We start from the raw sequence: 23932 nt of genomic DNA, 5'->3' as shown, positions 1-23932 counted from the left end.
AGCTTCTGAATCAAAACTAGCAAATTATTTATAAATATAATTTGCTAGTTTTTTTGTTTATTTAAAATACTCTTCAGCGAACGCCCTGGTCTTATTAACGTAGACCTGTCCCTCTTTGTTCAAAGAATCAGCGTGGGTTGCATGGTTCACAATCCACAATTTCTTAGGACCGTGGTCGTTTTTATAATTGATATAGGCATCCTTTACGGGAACAAACTTATCAGCATTGCCATGAATGATGAATAGTGGAATTTGATTATGCGCTAACGTCTGCTTCGTGTCGGCATCGTAGAAATCGTACTTAGCAAAAATATCACCGTAGATGCGGGCAATGGGCAGGATTGGGAAGGTCGGCAAATGAAACAACGTTCCCAGTTCATATTTCAACTCGTCATAAATACTGTTATAACCACAGTCGGTAATCGCAAAGTCAACGTTGTGCGGGACCTTCGGCAAGGTAAAGAGAACGGCAGCCGCTCCCATACTGATCCCAAACATGCCAAGTCGTCCATTCGGTATTTTCTGGTTAATCATGTTCATCCATGTCACAATGTCAGACCGATCTTTCCACCCATAACCAGCGTACTCACCCTGACTACGTCCAAATGATTCGTCATCTGGTGCTAACACATTATAACCATCATCATGAAACATTCTAATGTAGTTATTCATCTTGTGCCCAGTACTTCCGTAACCGTGGATTACGATCATGGTCTTATTCGTCGCTTGCTTAGCTGGTAAGTAGTAGGCCATGAGTTTTAGGCCACCCTTGTTCGTTTGGTGCCAAATCTGGGGCTTTTGTTCTTTAATCCAAGTGGTGTTAACCTTTTCGCCGACCTGCGTGCTGTATCCACCCCGTTTAAACGCGAAGTTAAACAGGAAGTAGGTTCCCACAAAGATTAAAATAATCACGGTAATTACGATGGCAATTGTAACTTTGTGCCAGCGCTTCAGCTTTCCTTTTTTCATAATTTCGCTCCTTTTTGCAACACTTGCCATTATACGGGCAGAGCGATTCAAATCATGATTAATTTTTAAGCGTCGCGTGGTACCGGTAACTAGCCAGCTTCAGACGAGTTACAGATTAATTTGAATGTCATTATATTAATCACAAATCGTTTTAGTTTGCTTCAAGCTAACTTTCAACTAAAATGTAAATACATAACTAACTAATAATAAGTAGGGAGTAATTAAATTGAAAACAAGTCCAATAACTAAAATGCTTGGAATTAAGTATCCAATCATTCAGGCGTCACTCAACTGGCTAACTGACGCTAAGTTTGTCGCCGCGGTCTCAAATGCTGGTGGTCTCGGGACGTTTGGCCCAAACGCTGGCAAGACTAATCCCACTCAAGATGCCACGGAAACGTTAAAAAAGCAGATTAAAGAGGCCAAACAGCTCACCGACAATCCCTTTGCTGTCAACATGATTGTCGGAAGTGAAGATGAGTTTGATTACCCAGATAAGACCTTTAGAGCTGCTTTTGACGCTGGGGTTAACATCTTCATCATTTCTGGTGTCATCAATCCAAAACTTTTTAAAGAAATCAAGGAATCCGGTAGTACCCTAATCTTTCGCGAACTCAATCCGTCCGTTAAGGGCGCTCAAAGAGCTGAAGAATTAGGCGTCGACATCCTGATTGCCACTGGTTACGATGAAGGTGGGATCATTCCAACGACCGGCCTTGGGACGTTTACCACCATTCCACGCATTGTGGATGCCGTCTCCATTCCAGTCGTTGGCGCTGGTGGTATTACGGACGTTCGTGGTGTACGCGCTGCCTTTGCACTGGGTGCTCAGGGAGTCTACGTTGGAACTCGGTTCATTGTGACTGACGAAAACCGGACTTCAGATGCTGCTAAAGAAAAAATCATCAACTCGACAGTCGATGACGTAGTATTAGTATCTCCTAACCAACGTTCAATCAAGAATCCGCTAGCTGATAAGTGGGCCAAGGAGTTTCAAAATGGCGTCAAAGACACCTATGAACAAACCCGCAAGGCCGGTGGCGTTCGTCCTGCCATGCTTGACGGCAAACTTGATGACGGTGTGATTTCCACTGACGTTGGTATCAACAACATTCACGACGTCAAGAGTGTTCAAGGTGTGGTGGATGAAATGATGCAGGATTTTCAAAAATAAATCTTAATAAAAAGCTTCAAGTGGCGTGTCTATCAGCCATTTGAAGCTTTTTTATTCTGCTTTGCTAATTCTTAATGTGATAAGATGTTTCCTATGTGATAAATTACATAAATTCTTACAAAGGAACGTTCAATTTGAAAATCATTAAGAAAATTCTCAACATCTTTAATACCCGCATCGGGTTCTTCTTGTTACTAGTGGCTCTGTTCTGGTTCAAGACCGTCTACGCTTACTACCACGTCTTTTACCTCATTCCAGCGAGTCGCATGCAGCACATCATCTTACTAATCAATCCACTGGCCGCAATCATCATCACGTTGAGTCTGGCGTTGTATTTCAAGCCCGCCAAGCTCTTTTATCCCTTTATCATCTTCATTGACTTCTTAAACACCGTCTTATTGTACATAAACATCGTCTATTTCCGAGGATTTCTGGGCTTTATGACTGCGGACACGATGACGACCGGTCATTCCAATTTAAACGGTGGGTTAATTACCAGTGCGACCGCCCTTATCAACAAATGGGACGCCTTATACTGGATAGACCTGATCGTGATTATTCTGTTACTGGCATTTCGCGTTATTAAAATCGACAAAAAGCCTTTGAAGCTTAGGTTTAGCTTACTAACCACCCTGGTCGGAATTATCTTTTTGTTTCTCAACCTTTTTCTTACCCACATCGATAATCCCAACCTGTTCGCCCAGTCAAGTACGCAAAGCAAGCAGAATGACATTGTGAAATACATCGGAATCGACAACTACACCGTCTACGACTGGACCAAGTCCATTCAGACCAACATCGCGCGTTCGACCGCTAAGAAATCAGATCTAAATGACATTTTAGGCTTTACGAAAAAACACTACGCTGCCCCTAATCCAGAAATGTACGGGAAAGCGCGCGGAAAAAACGTGATCGTCATTCACCTTGAAAGTCTCCAGCAATTCTTGATCGACAAAAAGGTCAATGGCAAGGAAGTGACGCCTTTCCTGAATAAAATCTACCATAGTCAGTCAACTGACTCGTTTGATAACTTCTACCACCAAGTGGGACAGGGACGAACGGCCGATGCCGAAAACATGCTTGAAACCAGCACATACGGTTTGCCGGAGGGCTCCTTGTTCTCTCAATATGGAAACGACAATACCTTTCAGGCGGCTCCCGCCATTTTGAAGCAACAGCAAAACTACACGTCCGCCGTTTTCCACGGTAACGACGCTAATTTCTACAACCGTAACAACACTTACAAACGGCTCGGCTTCCAGTACTTCTTCAGTTCCAAAGATTACAACATGAAGGGCGATCGGACCGAAGGCATGGGCTTAAAGGACAAGTATCTGTTTCAAGATTCCAACAAGTACTTAGAGAACCTTCAACAGCCCTTTTACGTCAAGTACTTGACGGTCACTAATCATTTGCCATACGTTCTGGACCAAAAAGACCAAAAGCAGATGCACTTTAAGACCACCAACACTGACAATCCGGAGGTCAATAACTACTTTGTCACCGCCCACTACCTCGACCAGTCCGTCAAAGAATTTTATGACTACCTGCATCAGACGGGTCTCGACAAAAACTCAATGATCATCATCTACGGTGACCACTATGGCTTAATGGACCAGGATGAACGTAGTCTGGCACCGCTTTTAGGCGTCAAACCAAACGATTGGAACACTTTTGACCACAGCCAAATCCAAAAAGTTCCGTTTATGATCAACATGCCAGGAACCACCGGTGGGAAAATCCACCACACGTACGGCGGTGAGATCGACGTGTTACCAACGGTTCTCCATCTTCTCGGAATTAATTCCAAACCATACGTTCAGTTTGGAACCGACCTCTTCTCCAAGCAACACGACCAGGTGGTGACGTTTAGAAACCGTGACTGGGTCTCACCCAAGTACACCTCCACGAACGGCACGGTTTATGATAATCAGACCAAACGTCAGCTTCATCCAGATCAGAAGCAGCAAAACCAAATCAATCAGAATCAGCACCAGGTCAACCACGAACTGGAACTGTCGGACAAGTTGAATAAAGAAAATCTTCTTCGTTTCTATCATCCCAAGGGCTTTAAGCCAGTTAATCCAAAAGATTACCACTACAATCATGAATTGAAGCGCGAAAAAAGCCTCGAAAAGCAGTTGGGCCAAAAGTCAACAAGTCTAGCTTCCCTAGACAAATAACAATAGCACTTAACTCACATGAGTTAGGTGCTATTTTAGTCTTTTATTTATTTAATACCTGTGAAATGGCCGTTGCCATCCGTTTAATTCCTTCATCGATCTCATCGTCATTCATGTTGGAAAAGTTTAAGCGGAAGGTCCCTGGTTTTACCTTACCCGCGTAAAAGGAGGACCCAGGAACAAACACCACGTTGTTTTTTAAACAAGTCTGATACAGTTCCTCCGTGTTCACTCCGGGAACTTCAACCCAGATGAACATCCCACCTTCAGGATGACTGTGGCGCACGTTCTTTGGGAAGTACTTATCAATGCGGTCCATCATCAGATTAGCCCGATGCTCGTAGGTATCGGTAATCTTCTTGATGTGGTCGTTAATATCCACGTCATCTAAGTACTGGGACACGATGTACTGGGTTAAGTTATCCGTATGTAAATCGGCATTTTGTTTAAACAAGATGAACTTGTCCATAAAGTTTAACGGTGCATCGATCCACCCCAAACGGAGTCCTGGTGCTAAAATCTTGGAAAAAGAGCTCAGATAGATTACCCCACCGTCATGGTCAAAGTGCTTGAGTGGCGGTAAGTATTTGCCAGCGTAACGAATGGCACCGTATGGGTCGTCTTCCAGAATTGGAATCCCAGCCTCTTTACCAATCTGAACTAACTTCTTCCGCCGCTCTTCCGTCATGGTCCGTCCGGTTGGATTCTGAAAGTTAGGAATCGTGTAGATAAATTTGGCTTGCGGATACTTTTTGATTAACTGTTCTAAGGCATCTGTCTCCATCCCGTCCTCGTCCATGGGAATGCCAACGATTCTGGCACCATAGGACTTAAAAACGTCGATGGCTGAGAGGTAGGTTGGATCCTCGGTCAAAACCACGTCACCAGGATTAATCAACATCCTGGAAACAATGTCAATGGCCTGTTCCGACCCCGTCACGATGCCAACGTTAGCAACCGTTGTATTAACGTGGCGTTCTTTCATAATGGCCACAATCTGCTGTCTTAGTTTTTCGTAACCAAGCGACTGCGAGTACTGCAGAACCGTTTGCCCATACTGTTCAAAAACCTGGTTTGCGGCCTTTTGGATCTCTGAAACCGGAAACAACTCGGGAGCTGGCATTCCACCACCTAATGAAATCACCTTGGGATCAGAAGCCGCTTTAAAAAGATCTGAAGTTACCGTACTAACATGAGCTGGCACGCCACTTGCGTATCTAAATTCCATTTTAATCGCCTCACCGTACTAAACATTTGGTAGTTATTATTTAAAAGTTCACTGTAATTAAAGCATTACACTATTAGTATAGTACATTCAGCTTGAATGCGTCGCTATCACGTATCTAAATGACCTAATGTGTGCGGTGTCTCAAACTTTAGATTCGTTGCGATTTTTCACCCAATCATTTTCGTCATGGCCTACGCCGTTAATGACAATTCCATTGGTAATGACCCGTTCCAGCCGAAATCCAGCACGTTTTGTAACAGCATTACTCCGCTTATTATCAACGGCCACTTTAACATGGATCTGATTCAACTGATAATCACGAAAACCTAAGCCAATCATGAAGTTAAGCGCCCGGTAAACGATCCCCTTCTCGGTAAACTGGTTACCCAGCCAATAGCCAATCTCCGTGCTTTTTTGGTCATGATCAAACGAATTAAAACTGATCATCCCGGCAATTTGATCCTGATAAATAATTAATAAGTTAACTGACTTTCCTAACCGATAATGAGTTAAAGTTTGGTGTAAAAATTGCTGCTCCTGGGCAACTGATTGCATCGCATCCGCCCATGGCAACCACTTTGAAAGGGTTGTACGTGAGTCTTTTACTAACTGATAGACCAATTTTACGTCTTCTGGCTGGTCAGGAAGGCGTAACTCAATCTCACTGTCAACACGTTCCGTCCTCATTTCATCACTTCCTACTTTCCGGCTTTTGAAATTGAGCCGTTTAAATCGTCGTATTCATTCTGACTCAGTTGGCCGGTCTGCCTGGCGACTCGCAAGCGGTCCACTTCTTTTCCGTGGTCAACGTTTGTGAGGTAATTACTTTCACCACGAATCGTATGGTCGTATTTGGCAGCCGTCAGCTTTCGTTTTAAAACGGACTGCGTAAAATCGTAGACACGGCCATCCACAATGTTTTGGTAGTTAAACTTTTGCTTTTTAATCTGAAACTTCAAAGCACCATCCGGAACGCCGCTTACAAACGTCATCCTTTCAATCGTGGATTGAGGATAGCAACGGTTTGAGAAAGTACCCGCTGCGTTTATAAAAATTATCAACTCGTTCCCGGTGGTGACCAGGACGGTCGTCTCGGAATCTTTCTGATTAACCAGTAAGCCTCTGACCCGTTTCTTTGCCAAACGGTCCGTTAAATATTGGTCAAACTCTGAGCCAATCACCGCTTTTAATCCATGAAACTGATTTAAGCCAGTGTGCATTTTTATTACCTTTCTCTTATATACATACATAAATAAGGAGTAAATCATGAAAATCGAAGAACAACTCTTTACCAATCTCAAACCTGATATTTCTAAATTGATTCGGTTTGGTTTTAGGAAACAAAATCACGTCTTAACGTACACCACTCACCTCCCACAAACCAACTTTTCGGTCACCATTACCGTTAAGCAAAACGGAAAGGTAACTGGCAAAATCATCGATGATGATTACCACGCCGAATACACTAACTTTCGGGTTGACAACCCAGAGGGCGGTTTCGCCAGCACCATCAAGCAGAGATACACTGACATCTTGAAAAACATTGCGCAGCAATGTTTCAACTACGTTCCAGACAACACGGAAACAAAGTGGCTCATCCCAGCCAATCCGAAATACTTTGACTTAGAAAAAGACTTCGCCAAAAACGGCACCATCATGTGGAAACAAACCACTCACATTCATGTTGATGATTTAGTTTACATCTACGTGACGGCACCAGTTGCCGCCATCACGTATAAATGTGTGGCCATCAAGGTGAATCAACCGCACTACTACCACGATGAAAACATCACCATGCACTACGTTATGTTACTTCATTTACTTAGCAGATTTAATCCCAATGAATTTAACGTGGCCGTCCTAAAAAAGCACGGTGTCAAAGCCGTCAGAGGTCCGCGCCACGTTCCTCAATCTTTAAGTCGGATTCTCAAATAACCGCAACATTAATACTGAATATTTTGGTCTGCGACAATTGACTGGTAATTCATCTTTTCAAGCCATTTTGGTAAACTCAGGTTCTCCATAATGTTCATGTCAACGTCTGGAGTCAAAATCGAACCGCCAGGAACCGCATCAACTGGAATCGAAAAGTAGGGTCCAACGGTAATCGCGTTACCAATCTCACCCGGTTTCATCATGACGTGGGCAAAGCCAATCCACGAACTGGCAAACGAAGTGCCCGCATCTTGACCACACTGGGCAATCGAACGCGCGATGGCTTCTCTTCTTCTGGCCAAGAATTCGCCGAGGTCGTCCTCGTTGGGAGTGTTCCAGGTTCCAGCATCCTCAATGAACATGGAGGAATTATGAACGGGATCCTTCGCAATTGAAATGGCAATGGCGGACCAAACGCCGTAACTTTCACCCGGTTTTAGCGGGCGGTCTTCAATTGGTCGTTCGGCAGTGACGCCCTTGTTAGCACAAATAATGAAACTCCCCGGAGCTGGATAGTGCCGACGATTGTCAGCCGTTCCAAAGAATTCTACCAGCGAATCCTGCAGTGGTTTCCCATCGTAAATTGGTAGTTTCGAACCATCCCACTGGGTCACCTTAAACAACGGTTGTGCCCGATCGACTTCTGGATTTCTCAGGAGATCATATCCCAGAATGTGGCCCTGAACGCCCGTAAAGCTGGACGCCGTCATCATGTTAATCTGGCCGATGTAGGCGTTCTTACACTCGGCTCGGTCGTAAGACACGATTCCATCCAAGACGCCATCGTCCGTCTTTTCGCGGGTCCCAGCGTCAACTTTTAGGCCAGTAACATAGCCTGTTCCGAGATTCCCTGGCTCCATGTAACCCCGCGAATATTTTTGATAGGGACTAATCGCAATACGATCAATCCCCTCTTGATTTAAAACTTTGTCAATTTTAGCCATTTTTTGCCTCCTATAAGCGGAAAATTTATTTTGCTTTTGAGACTACGTTCATAATCGCCTAACTCAAAATCACTTGCAAGGAACATCACTTATTAATGCCCAAATGACGGTACTAAAACGATTTTATCTCCCTTTCTTATCAATCAATAAATATTTTATTAAAATTTCCTCATAAAAAGAGTGACACAATGTCAGCATTAGCGTTAAAATAATGTTAAGATTTACACAATAATAGGTGTGTATTGAAAGGAGATCCTAATAATGAAAAAAGTCTTAATATTAGGCGGTGGATTCGCTGGATTAAGGGCTTGCAAGCTTTTAGCTAAGAGTAAGGCCAATCTAGACATTACCTTGGTTAATAAAAATGCTTATCATTATGACTCGACCGGCCTCTACAAGGTCGCATCAGGAGATGAAGCACCAGAGCGACTCATGTTTAGAATTACCGACATGATCAATCCTAAGATTCATTTCATAGAGGATGAAGTTATTAAAGTAAATGGTAAAGATAACACGGTCCAAACGAAAAACAACGGTGATTTAAGTTACGACTACCTGTTCAATGCGCTTGGATTCGAACCCGAAACGTTTGGCACCCCGGGTGCAGACGAATTTGGGCTTCAGATCAGTGACATTGATAACTCAGTCGCTGACTACAAGAAGATTCAAACCACCTTGGATGCCTACGATGAGTTTAAGGATGCTAAGCTCTTGAACATCGTGGTGGTCGGCGGTGGTTTTACTGGCATCGAACTTTTAGGGGATCTCGTGCACATGGTGCCAAAATGGGCCAAAAAGTATGGTTTCAAAAAAGAAGAGTTCAAAATTACCTGTATCGCTCCGGGCTTTTTGCCAATGTTTAACAAAAAACTCGGTGACTACGCGCAACACTTCCTTGAAAAGAAGGGCGTTAAGTTCATCATGGGTGACACGGTGTCAAAGATTACGGCAGATGGTGCTTACTATGGTAAAGATGATAAATTCATCCCATCTCACTTAGTCTTCTGGACCGCTGGAGTAAAGGGATCTGACGTTATTCCCGATTCACAGTATCCAAACGAGAAACGAAACCGGGTCGCCGTTAACACGAACATGAGCTTAGACGACTTTCCTAACCAGTACATCATTGGTGACGTCTCAGCCGTTAAAGATGACAAGTCCGGTCGGATGTTTCCAACGACTGGTCAAATTTCCATCTACGAAGCGGACGTTGCCGTTAATGATTTCTTAAATAAACTAAATGGTAAACCTGCCATTAAGTTCGACTACAAATCAATGGGAACCGTTTGTTCACTTGGCCCATACAGTGGAATTGCCGAAATTTACATGTTCGGCATGACCTTTAAGTTAAAGGGATGGATTGTCCCAATCTTTAAGAACATGATCTTCAAGAAGAACGGACTTGAACTCGGAAACATTCGGACCATGTTAGAAAGTTAAATTGATTTAAGGAGGAACTATTCACAATGCTTAATTTAGGTTTAAGTGTTTTGCCGCTAGCGCGGATTCAGTTCGCTGAAACCACGATTTTCCATTTCTTCTTCGTCCCAATGTCAATTGGATTGGCATTGATCGTTGCAATCATGGAAACCTTCTATGCGGTGACCAAAAAACCAGTCTATAAGACGATGACGAGATTTTGGAGTAAGATTTTCTTACTTAGTTTCGCGGTCGGAGTTGTAACTGGTTTGATTCAAGAATTCCAGTTCGGGATGAACTGGTCTGATTACTCAAGATTTATGGGTGACATCTTCGGGGCGCCGTTAGCCATCGAAGCTCTGTTGGCCTTCTTCTTGGAATCAACGTTTATCGGGGTTTGGATGTTCACCTGGGACAAATTAAAACCCGCTTGGCACGCCCTGATGATTTGGTTGGTCTTCTTTGGTTCAGCCATTTCAGCACTTTGGATTCTATCAGCCAACAGTTTCATGCAACATCCAGTTGGTTACCGGATTGACCCTAAGACCGGTCACGCTTTAATGACTAGTTTTAGCGCCATCCTGACCAACCAACAACTCTGGTACGAATTTCCCCACGTTATCTTCGGAGCCTGTGTTACCGGTGGTTTCATCGTTGCTGGTGCATCGGCTTGGATGATCTTTAGAAAGAAGTGGCCCGACTTCTTCAGAAAATCAATGCGAATTGGTTTAGTCGTTGGTTTGATTGCTGTCTGCGGTAGCTTCCTTAGTGGAGACCAACAGATGCTTTACTTAAGCCATCAACAACCAATGAAATTCGCCGCCGCTGAAGGTGAATTTGAAAACGTTAAAAGTCCAGCTGCTTGGACGGCCGTTGAATTCGCTCATACTAACGAACACCGTGCTAGTTTCAAGATTGAGATTCCATACATGATGGACATCTTGACCTACCACAAGCTAAGTGGATCGGTTACTGGTATGAATGAAACTAATGCAAAATTACACAAGAAGTGGAATAGTCAGTTTGGCAAAGATATGAACTACTACCCACCAGTAAACACCTTGTTCTACTCATTTAGAATCATGGTATTTGGTGCAATGACACTAGCTTTCTTAGCCATCTGTGGACTGTGGTTCTCACGGAAAAAGAAGAATACAATTGGGAAGCAGTGGTGGTTGACACTACTGCTGACGGTTGGAACCTTTGGACCATTCATTATTAACACCTGTGGTTGGCTGGTTACCGAAAGAGGTCGTGACCCATGGGTTGTCTACGGATTACTGCCAATTGCCAAAGCGGTTTCGCCAAGTACGACGGCGGCTTCCGTGCTCTTTACCATTATTATTTACTTCTTCTTATTTGCCACTTTGGGTGTCTTCATGTTTATTTACGCACGAAAATCACTTTACAAGGGGCCTGAAGGTGTCGGCGATCACGAGAGCTACGATACCGAAGATCCATTTTCAAAGGAGGCTTTTGAGAAATGAGTTTATTACAACTTTTATGGTATTTCTTAATCGGATTACTGTTCGCACTGTTCTTAATTCTCGATGGAGCTGATTTTGGAGCCGGAATGTCAACAAGACTGCTGGCTAGTAATTACGACGAAGCAGCTTTGGTACTTCGAACGATTGGACCCCACTGGAGTGGAAACGAAGTCTTTTTGGTTGCCGCTGGTGGTTCAATGTTTGCGGCGATGCCAATGTGGTACGCCTCGTTGTTCTCCGGATTCTATCTCCTGCTATTCTTTATCCTGGTGGCTCTAATTTTTCGGGGTGTCTCGTTTGAATTCTCCGAAAACGCAGAGACCAAAAAGGGCCGAAATCGATGGATGTGGGCCAACTTCTTCGGAAGTGTCTTCATCCCCTTCCTGTTCGGAATGCTTTTTACCGACATGATTCAAAGTTTGCCAATGGACGGTCAGGGTAACATCTACGTCACCTTCTTCGACGTTGTTAACCCACTTTCAATTCTTGGTGGAATCACGGTAACTGCATTATGTCTCTACCAAGGCCTTCACTACATTTCCTTGCACACGGCGGGCTTAATTCGATACCACGCCTCAGCAATGGCATCCAACCTGTACTGGTTGGCATACCCAGTGGAAATTCTAGTTGTGATTGCTTTATATTTCCAAACCAACTTTTTCGAGACACATTTGGTCTCAACTGTAGTAGTATTAGCATTAATCGTTGCTACAACTATTTGGGGTCAAATTGCTAGCGGCTCTGGTCATGAAGTACAAGCTTATCTTGCAAGTACCAGTACCCTCGCCTTACTAGTAATCCTGATCTTTATTGGTTTATTCCCTAACGTATTGGGTGCCAATGATCCAGTTCACACGATTTCAATCGCAAATGCTTCTTCATCACCATATACGTTAGTTGTAATGACCATCGTGGCATGTATCCTCCTACCGCTCATCGCGATCTACTTTACCTGGAGTTACGTCTCACAATGGCATCGCATTTCGCTTAAAGATATGGAAGATGCCAATTCTGGATATTAAAAATTAAGGATTGATAAAACATGTTTGATAAACAACTTCTATCAATTCCTGGGGTCAAAAAATTAATTGCCAAGCTAAGTATTCTAGCAGTCGTTCAATCGGTCGCTATCATTCTAGAAGCCCTTTTTCTCTCACAGGCAATGGTGCTTACTTGGGAACAAAAAAAGATAGCAGCGTTAACCATACCTGTGCTATCTTTTTTTGTTGCTTTCGCATTAAGATACCTGATCACAAGAATTGAAAATCAAATTACCGATAAATTTGCCAGTAAGGCTAGTAGTCAGTTAAAAGAACAACTCCTACAAAAAGAATTCGAACTAGGACCCGCCATGGTCTCAAACATCGGATCAGGTCACATGGTAACCCTAGCACTTGAAGGGATTGATAAGGTCGAAAACTACCTTAACCTCATCTTGCAGAAGACCATTAACCTGGCGATCATTCCATGGATCATCCTTTTGTACTGTTTCTTCGTTAACTGGCTCTCAGCGGTCGTGATGCTACTGGTCTTTCCGGTAATCATCTTGTTCATGATTATTCTAGGACTCGCCGCTCAGGCTAAATCTGACCGCCAGTATTCTGGCTTTAAAGAGATGTCCAATAACTTCATCGACAGCATGCGGGGGCTTAAGACCCTCAAACTCTTTGGCCTCAGTAAATCCTACGGAGACAACATCTATCGGGTTAGTGAAAATTACCGAAAGAGCACGATGAGCGTGTTAAGAGTCGCTTTACTATCGACGTTTGCCCTCGACTTCTTTACGACCATGTCAATTGCCATCGTGGCCGTCTTATTAGGTGTGAAATTAATTAATGGAACGGTGACCTTGCTTCCAGCCCTAATCATCCTAATTCTCTGCCCGGACTACTTTTTACCGGTCAGAGATTACGGAAATGACTACCATGCCACTTTGGACGGCAAAAATGCCCTGATTGACATTAACAAGATTCTGGATTTACCAAGTCCAACCAGCAAAATTAAACTAACCAACTTTCACAACTGGACTAAGGACAGTACCTTAAAGGTCAGCGACTTAAACTTCAGTTACGACCAAAAAGAGGACAACATCGCCGATGCCAATTTCAATCTGAACGGATTCGTTAACATCGGAATCGTGGGTCGATCTGGTTCAGGGAAGTCCACGCTTTTAAACCTCCTTGGAGGCTGGCTGTCTCCAACCAACGAAAACGGTCATCTCCCATTCAACGTTGACGGTCAAGCAGTTGACAGTCTCGCTCAATCGGAATGGCAGAAGCACATCAGTTACATCCCCCAGGATCCATACATCTTTGCCGGAAGCATTGCCCAAAACGTCGCCTTTTATAAACCCGATGCTAAAGCTTACGCCATTGACTCGGCCATCGAAAAAGCGGGACTATCCAAGTTTGTTGCCAGTCTCCCAGATAAGGCGAACACCAAGATTGGTGAAGGTGGGAGAGGCATTAGTGGTGGTCAGGCCCAACGGATTGCCCTGGCTCGAACCTTGCTTGATACCGAGCGAACCATTCTCCTGTTAGATGAACCAACCGCCCATTTGGACATTGAAACCGAATATCAACTGAAACAAACCATGGTTCCGATCTTCAAAGACCACCTCGTCATCTTTGCGACCCACAGACTTCATTGGATGAACGAAATGGACTACATTCTAGTCATGGAAGACGGCAAAATCGTTGAACAGGGAACTCAAACTGAATTATCCAACCAAAACGGGGCCTACAAGCAATTGATTAGTGAGATTCGAGGTGGAAACAATGCGTAAACTACTTAAAAACGATACGTGGATTAAACCGTACCTGACCAAGTACAAGGTCCTGTTATTCTGGGTCTTCTTTCTCGGAGTCTTGACCTTTGGGTGTGGGATTGGATTGATGTTCGTTGCCGGCTACTTGATTAGTCGTTCGGCCACTCATCCCTACAACATCCTGATCGTTTACGTTCCGGTCATCTTAACACGGGCCTTCGGAATTGGCCGACCAGTCTTTAAGTACTTAGAGCGACTAAACAGTCATAACTGGGTCTTAAAGGTCACGTCCGCCCTTCGAAAACGGCTCTACACTACCCTGGAATCATCCGCTCTTTTTTTGAGTGAGAAATTTCAGACCGGTGATTTACTGGGCGTCCTAGCCGACGACATTGACCACCTTGAAAATCTGTACCTGAGAACCATTTTTCCAACCCTTGTGGCCTACATCACGGGTATCATCATCATTGTAGCCTTAGGCATCATTAGCTGGCCCTACGCCATCTTCATGTTCGTTGCGTTTACCATCATCTTGTTCTTTGTTCCACTTGCCTCTGAGGCCATGCGGGGGGCTTCTAAGGAATACCAGAAGTCGCTTCTCCACCAGTCTTATGAAAATCTGACGGATTCAACCCTTGGAATCGCGGACTGGATGATTTCTGGAAGGGAAAGAGGCTTTCTTAATCATGTCAGAAAAAACGACCCGAAGATTGCCAAGTCTAACGATCAGACCCACTTATTTGAGTGGAATCGTGAATTTCTCATTAAAGTGGTCTTCGCAATCGTCATCATCGGGACCCTGCTTTGGTCTAACTTGTACTTCAAGGGGTCACAGGAACTCGTTAACTACGCGGCCGCCTTCGTCATGGGAATCTTCCCACTGATGGATGCCTTCGTCCCAGTCTCTCAAGCCTTAGAAGAGTGGCCAATGTACAGTGATTCGGTGGTCCACTTGAATCAACTTTCAGACGAAGAGAAGAAACCGTACGTCTCAGACGAAAAGTTGCCCGCCCCATCTGACTTTAATTCCATTAAACTCGATCACGTGACTTTTCACTACCAAGATGATCCAAGTGACATCATCAAAGACGTCTCGTTTAAGATTGATAAACACCACAAGTTAGCAATCATCGGACCCAGCGGAGTTGGAAAGACGACCCTCTTACAGCTTTTAACCGGAGCACTTACGCCAACGACTGGACACGTCTTAATCAACAACATTGATGCCTACAAGTTTGAATCTGACAGTTACAAGTGGTTCAGTGTGCTGGATCAGAGTCCGTTTCTATTTGACACGTCGGTCTTAAACAACGTTCGAATCGGAAACGAAACCGCTACTGACGAAGACGTCAAAAGGGCCATCAAGGCCGTAGGATTGTCTGATTACATTGAATCACTACCAGACGGCTATGAAACGAACGTCAAGGAAAACGGAATCAGGTTCTCTGGCGGACAACGGCAACGAATTGCGCTCGCCCGCATCCTCTTGCAGGACAATCCAATTGTCCTACTCGATGAACCCACGGTGGGACTGGACCCGATTACCGAAAATAACCTGATTAACACCATCAGTCGAGTTTTAAAAGACAAAACCATGATTTGGGTTACCCATCACCTTCAAGGCTTAGACGAAATGAATGAGGTCATCTTCCTTGAAAACGGCGTCATCAAAATGGAAGGAAATCCGCAAGCATTGTATAAAAATAACGCCCGTTATCGTAGACTGTACGCAATGGACGTTGGTAAGTAATTATTCGGTTATTTAGAATACTGAAACAATTCCGAAATGATGGTTTTAAGGACAGCGGTACTCTCAGATTGTGGTAACTGCGCAATTAGGTCAAAAGCGTCGTCTAAGTACTGCGTATAAATCTGACGCGCCACTTGCATTCCGCCACTGTCACTCACAATTTTAGCAATTTCTTTTAGATCAGCTTTTTTAAGCTGATCTTTTTTTAGGATTTTTTTTAACTTCGGACCGTCAGCGGTCTTGAAAGTTTCAATGACGGGCAAGGTATACACTCCCTCACTGGCATCGTGCAGGGTGGGCTTTTCGGTTTCAACGTCTGGCTCAAAGTCCAGGAGGTCGTCTCGAATCTGAAACGCCATCCCAAAGTTCAAACCAATCTGCTCAGCAATTTGGACGGTGTTATTGTCAGCCATTGAAAGAATGGCGCCCTCCCCCATTGCCACTTTGAAGAGTTCCGCCGTCTTTCCCTGAATTGAATCAAAGTAGTCCTGTTCACTTCGGTCTAAATCATACTTACTTTCGTCTTGGGCCAACTCGCCAAACAAGACGTCCTTCATGCTTTCAACGTTGTAACGCAAATTATCAAAACTCGGTGCGTAGTCCAAAAGCATTTCAAAGTATTTCGTGAACAGGTAATCACCCAGGTAGATGGCTTCGCGCTGGCCAAATTGAGCGTTTAACGTATCTTCTCCCCGTCTTAGGTCCGATTGGTCAATGACGTCATCGTGGACCAAAGAAGCCAAATGAATGACCTCAATTGAAGCGGCGGCCTGGAGGAGTTTCTCTCGCTCAACTGCTTCCGTGCCAAAGTTACCCGCGATTAACAGGAGCGCCGCCCTTAGCATCTTGCCGTTTCCGTTAATTAGTTCTTCGATTCCCCGTTTAAACTCGGCCTCAGGAACCTGAATCTCTTTACTTATGAGTGATTGAACTTGAACCAGTTCAGATTCAATTTCAGGAAATTTATTCCAAATGGTTGTTTTCATGTCTTTTCCTTTTTTATGGTAACCTTACGATATTTTCATGGTACTATAATAACAGCATTATCCTTAATAATAATAACATTAACAATGACTTTCGGAGGCAAAACAATGAAGTGGAAATACTTTTATCAACTAACCGAGATGTACACCACACCAGTCGACGTCTTAATCCTACTGTTCTGTGCCAGCTTTTCGTACTACTTTTACGGTTCCTTTAACTGGCTGTATGCCATCTGGGCCTTCTTCATCGTGTTCTTGATGCATCTGTTTTTAAACCTACATAACAACCTGGAAGACTACGAACACGCAACCGACGTGACCGACTACAAACACGCCACCAGTATCATTGGTAAGTACCACCTAAGTACCCGGATGATCTGGAAATGGGTCGTAATAATGGGGATAATTGTCGCCGTCCTTGGACTCACGCTCGCATACTTGACTGGATGGCCCACGTTAACCATTGGAATCATCGGCTTTGGCCTTGGACTAGCCTACTCGGCAGGTCCGAGACCAGTGGACTCCACCCCATTTTGTGAACTCGCAACCGGAATGCTCATCATGTTTTTTGACCCGCTGGTCTACGTCTATCTAGGAAGCATTCATCGCTTTCGCTTTTCCTGGGACAGTATCGTCGACGTCTTCTTGGTCACCATGTTCCTGTTTGTGCTTGCCTACATCACCCAACTCGCCAACAACACCTGTGACCTAAGAGAAGACATCGGAAATCACCGTTACACCCTGGTGTATTACATCGGACCATCAGACGCAATTAAATTATTTACAATTGTTTTCTGGTTGACAATCTTAATCATACCAATTTTATCCTTCTTTGGATACGTCCCAATCATTTCAAATTTAATTATTTTGGCTTATCCGCTGGCCTGGAAGAAAGTTAAAGTTTTTCAAACCAACCAGAACAAGCAAGAAGTCTATCATCAAATCGTTGGTGGGGTGACAATGTTAATGGGGTTGTATATCATTACTTACATGATCGGAACCATCATCAAAATCTTTCTTTAATTCATTTACACTGGAGGTAAATCATGACCTGGAAGTACTTTTATCAACTAACTGAGATTTACACAACACCGCTGGACGTGACCTGGCTCATACTTGCGGCTAGTTTTTCTTATTATTACTATGGCTCGTTTAACTGGCTGTATGCCATCTGTGCCTTCGTGATTGTCATCGCCCTGCACCTCTTTTTAAACATGCAGAACAACCTCGAAGACTACGAACACGCCACCGACAAGACGGACTACAAGCACAGTACGAGCACCATCGGGAGTAATCATCTGAGTCTCACGATGATTCGGCACTGGTTGTACGGTTTTGCAGCTTTCATTATCATCGCTGGTTTAATCCTGAGTTACTTTACTGGCTGGCCCACGCTGGTAATTGGTGTGATTGGTTTTCTATTGGGATTGGCGTACTCGGCAGGACCAAAGCCCTTAGACGCCACCCCATTCTGTGAGTTAGCGGTCGCCACGTTAATTCCGTTCTTTGTCCCACTCATTTACATGTACATGGGAAGCATCCACCGATGGAACTTCACCCTTATGAGTGTGCTGGACGCCTTTTTGGTGACGCTATTACCGTTTGTCCTCTTCTTCATCATTCAACTTGCAAACGACACGTGTGACCTCGAACAAGACATTGGTAATAACCGTCATACACTAGTCGACTACATCGGGAAAAAGAACGCCATTAAGGTGTTTGACTTGGTCTACTGGCTCTCAATCATCGTCATTCCAATTCTTTCTTTGGCAGTCGGCATTGTTCCCTACTTTGCCCTACTGACCATTCTAATTTATCCTTACGTTTGGACCAAAGTCAAAGTGTTCAACTTCAATCAAAACAAGGGAGAAATTTATAACGTCATCGTTAAAAACGTTTCACTGATCGTTATGTTATACATTTTGACGTACATGATTGGCACCATCATCATCTACCTATTTAAATAAACCAAAAGCACTTCTTTAAATAAACTAAAAGCACTTCAGAATTTTCTGAAGTGCTTTTTTAGATCTAAAACTAATGATGATTACTAACGTACCACGCTAGTTGATTCAGTAATTTATTTTGGTACTCATCATACAGACTTCTCAAGGGATGCAGATGATCCACCTTGACAATCCACGGCTTATCGAAGTTTGTGTAGTGCACAATGACGGGATGATCCAACGCCTCAATTTGAGAACGCTGCCCGTCCGTCGTCTGACTTTTGCGGTACTTGCCCTTAATAAGGTTACTTTGCACGTTGTACTTGGAGGGTAATGCCTGCCAATCACCGTTAAAAATGGCATTTAAGGCATCCTGGTCTTGAAACCGCAACATTCCCGGATGGTCATTCGCAAGTCCGCGTGCTTTTTGTGAAATACCAGCGCTACGCCATTTCTTGGTATCAATTAGTAACAAGCCGGCGTTAAAGTAATGACCAGTTTTCTCACTGACCCCCATCTCACGCAAACGGTCCAAGTACCCCGCATTTTCAACGGCCCCAATTACTTTCCCATTTAAATCAGCGTGATAAAGTTCATCAATGTTTCCCACACAAATCATATCAGCGTCAAGATAGAGAATCCTGGGACGGTCAATTTCTTCTGGAATATCAATGCGGTAGTAAGTATTGCGCTTGATGATGCTGTTTGGGGCGTCCGTGTTGGCCTTCTGGTAACGGTCCTCGTGGGGTTTTAAAAATTTCACCGTTAGACAGTTTCTAAAAAGCTTCGGGAGCGTGGCAATTAAGTTCTGATTTTTGGGACTTAAATGATCGTTGACGACAAAAAACTCAAAATCCGCGTCCGAATTGTTTAAAAGGATAGAAGTGTAATTAATCGCTAGTGGCAGTGCCATGTTGTTGTCAGTGGTGGACGCAACCGTGAGCGGATGAGCCACTTCAGTTGGTTTTTTCACTAGGCCCAGTCTCCGTTACGAAAGACGGGAACGACCGTCCCATCAGCTTTAACGCCGTCAATATTCATGTCGTCAGAACCCATCATGAAATCAACGTGTTCTTGACTGCTATTTAAGCCAGCCTGGTCTTGTTCTTCCGGACTCATCTCGGTCCCTCCAACAACACTGAATGGATAAGCAGCGCCCAGGGCCATGTGATCACTGGCATTTTCGTCGTACAGGGTGTTGTAGAAAATGATGCCTGATTGTGAAATTGGACTGGGATCCGGCACCAGTGAAACTTCGCCGAGCGAACGAACTCCTGGATCAGTGGCAAGGAGGTGGTCAAGTGTCTTTTGCCCCTTCTTGGCAATGGCCTTTACGACCTGTCCGTCCTTAAACATGAACTCCATATCTTCAATCAAAGTGCCAGAATAGCTTAACGGTTTCGTTGAAGTGACGTGACCGTTAATCCGGCGTTTGTCAGGAGCGGTGAAGACCTCTTCGGTTGGCATGTTAGGCATGAACTTAATGCCATCAACACTGGTACTGCCAGCCCCGACCCAGACGTGGTGCTTGGGCAATCCGACCTCCATGTCAGTTCGTGGGGAATGGTACTGCAACGTGTCAAACTGTTCCTCATTTAACCAAGCTGCTTTTTCTTGGAGTTGGTCTTTGTGGTCCTTCCAAGCCTGAATGGGATCGTCGTTATCAACTCGAGCCGTTTTGAAAATCTCGCGCCACAACTTGTCAACGGCTTCGTCATCCGGTAAGTCAGGGAAAACCTGTTTCGCCCAGGCTGTGTCAGCGGCACCTACGACCGTCCAGGTTAAGTCGTTATTCTGCGTAGCAACCCGGACCGCGTTCGTGGCCTTCCCCATGGCAGCCGTGTTCTTGGCCACTCGTTTGGGATCAATTTGGGCAAAAGCAGCCGGGTCCTCAGACAAAACTGAGATTCGAGCGGCATGCTTATCAACGATGTAGTTGGCCTCATCAATCATGTACTGGGGAATGTTTTCCAACCGTTCGTCACTAGCGTGTTCTAAGAACTGCTTAGAAACAAAGGTATCGTCCCACTTCACCATCACATCGGCTGCCCCTGCTTTATAGGCTTCTTTCACAATCATGTGGGCTAAGTCCTGGTGATGATCAGAGATATACAGAACGACCGTCTGGCCAGGTTGGACGTTTACTCCGACCTTGACAATCAATTCCGCATACTTTTTTAAATTACGATCTAATTCTTCCCTCTTCATGTAATCATCCCTTCTTCTCTCGTTGCATCCATTCTATTGATTTTTATTTTCAATTACAATTAATAAGTGTAACGCTTTGCAATCAAAATTTAACTTACGGAATGTAAGTCCGAAACCACGGCCTTTCAACTTATCTGACTTCACAATTTCTCAGAAAGGGACTGGAGTAAGCGCGTAATACCGTGCTAAAATGGATGATATTACTTAACGAAACGGGAGGGAACGACGTGTCAAAAGCTGCCAAACGAGCAATTTTCATCCTGATTATTGCGAACTTTATCATTTGTTTAGGGATGAGTCTGGTAATTCCAGTCGAACCTTTCATTAAAAACGAATATCATTTAACCACCGCTCAGATGGGAACCATGACTTCCCTGTACGCCCTAGCTCAGTTCATCGGATCGCCGTTTGTCGGTCGAATCTCTGACAAGATTGGTCGGGCACCGATTCTGGCTGGAGGACTCGTTCTTTATTCCGTCTCGGAAATGATGTTTGCGGCCTCTAACACACTGCTGTTATTCGATATTTCCCGACTAATTGGTGGAATTTCGGCCGCCATGGTGGTGCCAACGTCCATGGCAATGGCCGCTGACCTGTCATCTTCAGAACAACGGGCCAAGGTCATCGGCCTACTATCGGCCGCTTTTAGTGGTGGTTTAATCATCGGTCCCGGGATTGGTGGTGCACTCGCCAAGTTTGGTTACAAGACCCCGTTCTGGTTTGCAGGCGTCCTTGGCATCATCGCCGTCATCTTCTTCGTGGTGGGACTTCCCAAGCACATCAAACAGACCAACCAAAAAAATCCCGTCATGGAGGAAGTCCACATCACCGAAAAGGGCCTGAAGTCCATCTTAAACGGGGCCATGATTGCCCTTTTTGCCATGATTTTAATCTCATCATTTGGCCTGCAGGGCTTTGAAAGCATCTACACGATCTATGTGAACCAGGTCTTTCACTTTACCCTTGATAACATTGCCGTCGTCCTAATCATCAACGGGATGATTTCTCTCGTCCTCCAGGTCGTCTTCTTCGACCGCTTGGTCCGAATGCGCGGTGAACTGGGTCTCATCCGTGACTGTTTCATCCTCAGTTCCATCTGTATCGTCTGGATTCTGTTTGCTCACAGCAAAATCGAAGTCATCATTGCCACCCTAGTCGTCTTCTGTGCTTTTGACGTGTTAAGACCTGCCATCACGACACTGCTGACTCGTTTTGGCAAGAATAATCAGGGATTAATCAACGGCTTAAACATGTCACTAACCAGTGTTGGTAACATCATCGGACCCATTTTTTCTGGAGTTCTAATGGACATTAACCCGCACTATCCGTACACGATTGTCGCCATTATTTTACTGTTTTCGGCGTTCATAACATTTGTAGTTCGTTACAAAATGCGTCACACTAAGGGCGTCAAAAGTGATGAATAGAAACGGAGGAATTGCATATGGCAAAAAAAGTACTAATCTTAGGTGCCGCAGGACAAATTCCTAGCATCGTAATTCAAAAGTTATTAAAGGACACCAATGTTGACATGACGCTATTAGCTCGTAACGCAAAAAGTCGGTTAACTGTCAGTGACCCCAAACGAGAAACTGTCGTTGACGGTGACATCAATGATGATGAAACTTTGGCCAACGTCATGAAAGGTCAAGACATTGTCTTTTCGGATGTTCCTCACGCTGAGGCAATGAGTTCCGTTATCAAAGCCATGGATCAGGCAGACGTTAAACGTTTAATCGTCGCTGGTCTCCTGGACGTTGACGATACGGTCGTTGGACCATTTAAGAAGTGGAACAACGAGATGATTGGCAGTACCTACGCTGATCCCAAGAAAGCCTACAAAGAACTGCTTGACTCCGACATTGACTACACCTACCTGAAGATGACCTGGCTGTATAACGACAAGAACAACGAAAAATACGAAGTTATTCCCGCTGGCAAGCCATTTAAGGGTGCGCAAGTCACCCGGGAAGCCATTGCCAAGTTAATCGTCAGTATCATTGAAGACCCAAGCAAGTACCAACGTGAAGACATTGGTGTGGTTGAACCTGGTACTGAGGAGCTTTCCAAGCCTTCATTTTATTAAAAATTAAACAATATAAATACCTTTAGATGGATTTTATCAATCCAATCTAAAGGTATTTTTCGTTATTTAGAAAAAATATTAATCAAAAACTTTTTCTCTGAAAAATTATGTACCCTAACACTAAAAATGTGAGTGACCATCCCAATGTTCCAATCACTAATTGACCATTGCTCAAAAGAGTTGTTAAATGATAAGTTCCATAGTTATAATATTGATTAGTCAAGTTCAGCATATTAAAGGGATTCCATTTTAATATATTAGAAAATGAATTACTTTTATCTACTAAATTGCCTGAGACGAATTGACCAATCAAAACGATGAGAATATTAGTTGTAATAACTACCGCATTTGAATTAATAATACACGATGCAATAAATACCAAACTAATTATCAATAAAGATGCAACCAAATCCACTAAATTAAAAATAATCATATTTATAATTAACGGACTGTGATATTGATATAAATCTAACCAATTTATCGACAAAGAAGTAAACGGAACTAACTGGAAAATAAAAAAGCAAATTATTGAAAATAAATGTAATATTATCGCATAACTACATGCAATCAGTACCTTAGCAAAATAAACGTCAGCTTTTTGCGGAGCTTTATAAAGGATCGTTAAAATCGCATTATTCTGATACTCCATCGTAAAAAGTGTCGAACAGACAATGATTAACACTAAGGGAATAATCTGATTAGAATCGTCATTTGTCATAGCTAACAAATTATTTTGTTGATTACCAGAAGCCATCTTAACAATGACCATATAAACGGGAATTAAAAATGGTGCAATATAAACAATTTTTCGATGAATACTTTTATAAAGTTCCTGATGTAAACAACGTATCAT

General features: G+C 43.8%; 21 protein-coding genes. 12 read left to right on the top strand and 9 right to left on the bottom strand.

Going from position 1 to position 23932, the window contains the following annotated elements:
- Nucleotides 1–57 precede the first annotated feature (57 nt).
- Complete coding sequence (locus tag AC6UD8_RS00185) at nucleotides 58–969, bottom strand: alpha/beta hydrolase (protein WP_500698877.1); 912 nt, start codon at nucleotides 967–969, stop codon at nucleotides 58–60.
- A gap of 226 nt (nucleotides 970–1195) precedes the next feature.
- Here AC6UD8_RS00185 and AC6UD8_RS00180 point away from each other — a divergent pair, with 226 nt between their 5' ends.
- Together AC6UD8_RS00180 and AC6UD8_RS00175 are read left to right on the top strand one after the other, a co-directional pair.
- A complete protein-coding gene (locus AC6UD8_RS00180) occupies nucleotides 1196–2143 on the top strand; it encodes an NAD(P)H-dependent flavin oxidoreductase (RefSeq protein ID WP_500698875.1) in 948 nt (315 codons plus the stop codon).
- Between the two features lie 134 nt (nucleotides 2144–2277).
- Complete coding sequence (locus tag AC6UD8_RS00175) at nucleotides 2278–4326, top strand: LTA synthase family protein (RefSeq protein ID WP_500698872.1); 2049 nt, start codon at nucleotides 2278–2280, stop codon at nucleotides 4324–4326.
- Between the two features lie 43 nt (nucleotides 4327–4369).
- Here AC6UD8_RS00175 and AC6UD8_RS00170 read toward each other — a convergent pair whose 3' ends face one another.
- The 3 genes from AC6UD8_RS00170 to hdcB form a co-directional block, all read right to left on the bottom strand.
- Nucleotides 4370–5554, bottom strand: a complete 1185-nt coding sequence (locus AC6UD8_RS00170) for an aminotransferase-like domain-containing protein (protein ID WP_500696346.1) — start codon at nucleotides 5552–5554, stop codon at nucleotides 4370–4372.
- Between the two features lie 141 nt (nucleotides 5555–5695).
- Complete coding sequence (locus AC6UD8_RS00165; RefSeq protein WP_500698870.1) at nucleotides 5696–6241, bottom strand: GNAT family N-acetyltransferase; 546 nt, start codon at nucleotides 6239–6241, stop codon at nucleotides 5696–5698.
- Nucleotides 6242–6252: 11 nt separating this feature from the next.
- Nucleotides 6253–6774: a histidine decarboxylase maturation protein HdcB gene (gene hdcB / locus AC6UD8_RS00160; protein WP_500698869.1), complete on the bottom strand. Its 522-nt coding sequence runs from the start codon at nucleotides 6772–6774 to the stop codon at nucleotides 6253–6255.
- A gap of 46 nt (nucleotides 6775–6820) precedes the next feature.
- Between hdcB and AC6UD8_RS00155 the strand changes: the two genes are divergently transcribed.
- Nucleotides 6821–7489, top strand: coding sequence for an MmcQ protein (locus tag AC6UD8_RS00155; RefSeq protein WP_500698868.1), 669 nt, complete (start codon nucleotides 6821–6823; stop codon nucleotides 7487–7489).
- 8 nt (nucleotides 7490–7497) lie between these two features.
- Here AC6UD8_RS00155 and hdcA read toward each other — a convergent pair whose 3' ends face one another.
- A complete protein-coding gene (hdcA, locus tag AC6UD8_RS00150; RefSeq protein WP_500695478.1) occupies nucleotides 7498–8433 on the bottom strand; it encodes a histidine decarboxylase, pyruvoyl type in 936 nt (311 codons plus the stop codon).
- A gap of 261 nt (nucleotides 8434–8694) precedes the next feature.
- On the opposite strand from hdcA, the gene AC6UD8_RS00145 reads away from it, so the two are divergent.
- The 5 genes from AC6UD8_RS00145 to cydC are packed head-to-tail and all read left to right on the top strand — an operon-like array spanning nucleotide 8695 to nucleotide 15856.
- Entirely contained in the window at nucleotides 8695–9873 is a 1179-nt protein-coding gene (locus tag AC6UD8_RS00145) for an NAD(P)/FAD-dependent oxidoreductase (RefSeq protein ID WP_500696342.1), read from the top strand.
- A gap of 26 nt (nucleotides 9874–9899) precedes the next feature.
- Complete coding sequence (locus tag AC6UD8_RS00140; RefSeq protein WP_500693275.1) at nucleotides 9900–11339, top strand: cytochrome ubiquinol oxidase subunit I; 1440 nt, start codon at nucleotides 9900–9902, stop codon at nucleotides 11337–11339.
- Nucleotides 11336–12361, top strand: a complete 1026-nt coding sequence (gene cydB, locus AC6UD8_RS00135; protein WP_500693274.1) for a cytochrome d ubiquinol oxidase subunit II — start codon at nucleotides 11336–11338, stop codon at nucleotides 12359–12361. Before AC6UD8_RS00140 ends, cydB begins: the two co-directional genes overlap by 4 nt.
- Nucleotides 12362–12381: 20 nt before the next feature.
- Nucleotides 12382–14124 (top strand): thiol reductant ABC exporter subunit CydD, encoded by a 1743-nt coding sequence (cydD, locus tag AC6UD8_RS00130; protein WP_500698867.1) that lies wholly within the window; start codon nucleotides 12382–12384, stop codon nucleotides 14122–14124.
- Nucleotides 14117–15856, top strand: a complete 1740-nt coding sequence (cydC, locus tag AC6UD8_RS00125; RefSeq protein WP_500698866.1) for a thiol reductant ABC exporter subunit CydC — start codon at nucleotides 14117–14119, stop codon at nucleotides 15854–15856. The genes cydD and cydC overlap by 8 nt, the downstream gene beginning before the upstream one ends.
- A gap of 8 nt (nucleotides 15857–15864) precedes the next feature.
- Here the strand turns inward: cydC and AC6UD8_RS00120 are convergent, their stop codons facing one another.
- Nucleotides 15865–16842 (bottom strand): polyprenyl synthetase family protein, encoded by a 978-nt coding sequence (locus AC6UD8_RS00120; RefSeq protein ID WP_500698865.1) that lies wholly within the window; start codon nucleotides 16840–16842, stop codon nucleotides 15865–15867.
- Nucleotides 16843–16947: 105 nt separating this feature from the next.
- On the opposite strand from AC6UD8_RS00120, the gene AC6UD8_RS00115 reads away from it, so the two are divergent.
- A complete protein-coding gene (locus AC6UD8_RS00115; protein ID WP_500698864.1) occupies nucleotides 16948–17862 on the top strand; it encodes a prenyltransferase in 915 nt (304 codons plus the stop codon).
- A 23-nt stretch (nucleotides 17863–17885) separates the two neighbouring features.
- Entirely contained in the window at nucleotides 17886–18806 is a 921-nt protein-coding gene (locus tag AC6UD8_RS00110; protein WP_500698863.1) for a prenyltransferase, read from the top strand.
- Nucleotides 18807–18876: 70 nt separating this feature from the next.
- Here AC6UD8_RS00110 and AC6UD8_RS00105 read toward each other — a convergent pair whose 3' ends face one another.
- Together AC6UD8_RS00105 and AC6UD8_RS00100 are read right to left on the bottom strand one after the other, a co-directional pair.
- Nucleotides 18877–19758 carry a glycosyltransferase family 8 protein gene (locus AC6UD8_RS00105; protein WP_500698862.1) on the bottom strand — a complete coding sequence of 294 codons (882 nt, stop codon included), beginning with the start codon at nucleotides 19756–19758 and terminating at the stop codon, nucleotides 18877–18879.
- Nucleotides 19758–20993 (bottom strand): aminopeptidase, encoded by a 1236-nt coding sequence (locus AC6UD8_RS00100; RefSeq protein ID WP_500698861.1) that lies wholly within the window; start codon nucleotides 20991–20993, stop codon nucleotides 19758–19760. Before AC6UD8_RS00100 ends, AC6UD8_RS00105 begins: the two co-directional genes overlap by 1 nt.
- A 227-nt stretch (nucleotides 20994–21220) precedes the next feature.
- On the opposite strand from AC6UD8_RS00100, the gene AC6UD8_RS00095 reads away from it, so the two are divergent.
- Together AC6UD8_RS00095 and AC6UD8_RS00090 are read left to right on the top strand one after the other, a co-directional pair.
- Nucleotides 21221–22420 carry an MFS transporter gene (locus AC6UD8_RS00095; protein WP_500698860.1) on the top strand — a complete coding sequence of 400 codons (1200 nt, stop codon included), beginning with the start codon at nucleotides 21221–21223 and terminating at the stop codon, nucleotides 22418–22420.
- Nucleotides 22421–22437: 17 nt separating this feature from the next.
- Entirely contained in the window at nucleotides 22438–23079 is a 642-nt protein-coding gene (locus AC6UD8_RS00090; RefSeq protein WP_500698859.1) for an NAD(P)H-binding protein, read from the top strand.
- Nucleotides 23080–23161: 82 nt separating this feature from the next.
- Here AC6UD8_RS00090 and AC6UD8_RS00085 read toward each other — a convergent pair whose 3' ends face one another.
- On the bottom strand, nucleotides 23162–23932 hold the full coding sequence (locus AC6UD8_RS00085; protein ID WP_500698858.1) for an ABC transporter permease: 771 nt from the start codon (nucleotides 23930–23932) through the stop codon (nucleotides 23162–23164).

It is taken from the genome of Fructilactobacillus sp. X1R3C1 (genome assembly GCF_059901545.1).
Note: the sequence above shows the minus strand (reverse complement) of the source record. Positions and strands in the feature narration are given on the sequence as shown.

Bases quoted from the DNA above. Each gene is read 5' to 3' on its own strand.
- AC6UD8_RS00185 (WP_500698877.1), bottom strand. From the start codon at position 969: ATGAAAAAAGGAAAGCTGAAGCGCTGGCACAAAGTTACAATTGCCATC.
- AC6UD8_RS00170 (WP_500696346.1), bottom strand. From the start codon at position 5,554: ATGGAATTTAGATACGCAAGTGGCGTGCCAGCTCATGTTAGTACGGTA.
- AC6UD8_RS00165 (WP_500698870.1), bottom strand. From the start codon at position 6,241: ATGAGGACGGAACGTGTTGACAGTGAGATTGAGTTACGCCTTCCTGAC.
- hdcB (WP_500698869.1), bottom strand. From the start codon at position 6,774: ATGCACACTGGCTTAAATCAGTTTCATGGATTAAAAGCGGTGATTGGC.
- AC6UD8_RS00155 (WP_500698868.1), top strand. From the start codon at position 6,821: ATGAAAATCGAAGAACAACTCTTTACCAATCTCAAACCTGATATTTCT.
- hdcA (WP_500695478.1), bottom strand. From the start codon at position 8,433: ATGGCTAAAATTGACAAAGTTTTAAATCAAGAGGGGATTGATCGTATT.
- AC6UD8_RS00145 (WP_500696342.1), top strand. From the start codon at position 8,695: ATGAAAAAAGTCTTAATATTAGGCGGTGGATTCGCTGGATTAAGGGCT.
- AC6UD8_RS00140 (WP_500693275.1), top strand. From the start codon at position 9,900: ATGCTTAATTTAGGTTTAAGTGTTTTGCCGCTAGCGCGGATTCAGTTC.
- cydB (WP_500693274.1), top strand. From the start codon at position 11,336: ATGAGTTTATTACAACTTTTATGGTATTTCTTAATCGGATTACTGTTC.
- cydD (WP_500698867.1), top strand. From the start codon at position 12,382: ATGTTTGATAAACAACTTCTATCAATTCCTGGGGTCAAAAAATTAATT.
- cydC (WP_500698866.1), top strand. From the start codon at position 14,117: ATGCGTAAACTACTTAAAAACGATACGTGGATTAAACCGTACCTGACC.
- AC6UD8_RS00120 (WP_500698865.1), bottom strand. From the start codon at position 16,842: ATGAAAACAACCATTTGGAATAAATTTCCTGAAATTGAATCTGAACTG.
- AC6UD8_RS00115 (WP_500698864.1), top strand. From the start codon at position 16,948: ATGAAGTGGAAATACTTTTATCAACTAACCGAGATGTACACCACACCA.
- AC6UD8_RS00110 (WP_500698863.1), top strand. From the start codon at position 17,886: ATGACCTGGAAGTACTTTTATCAACTAACTGAGATTTACACAACACCG.
- AC6UD8_RS00100 (WP_500698861.1), bottom strand. From the start codon at position 20,993: ATGAAGAGGGAAGAATTAGATCGTAATTTAAAAAAGTATGCGGAATTG.
- AC6UD8_RS00090 (WP_500698859.1), top strand. From the start codon at position 22,438: ATGGCAAAAAAAGTACTAATCTTAGGTGCCGCAGGACAAATTCCTAGC.
- AC6UD8_RS00085 (WP_500698858.1), bottom strand. From the start codon at position 23,932: ATGATACGTTGTTTACATCAGGAACTTTATAAAAGTATTCATCGAAAA.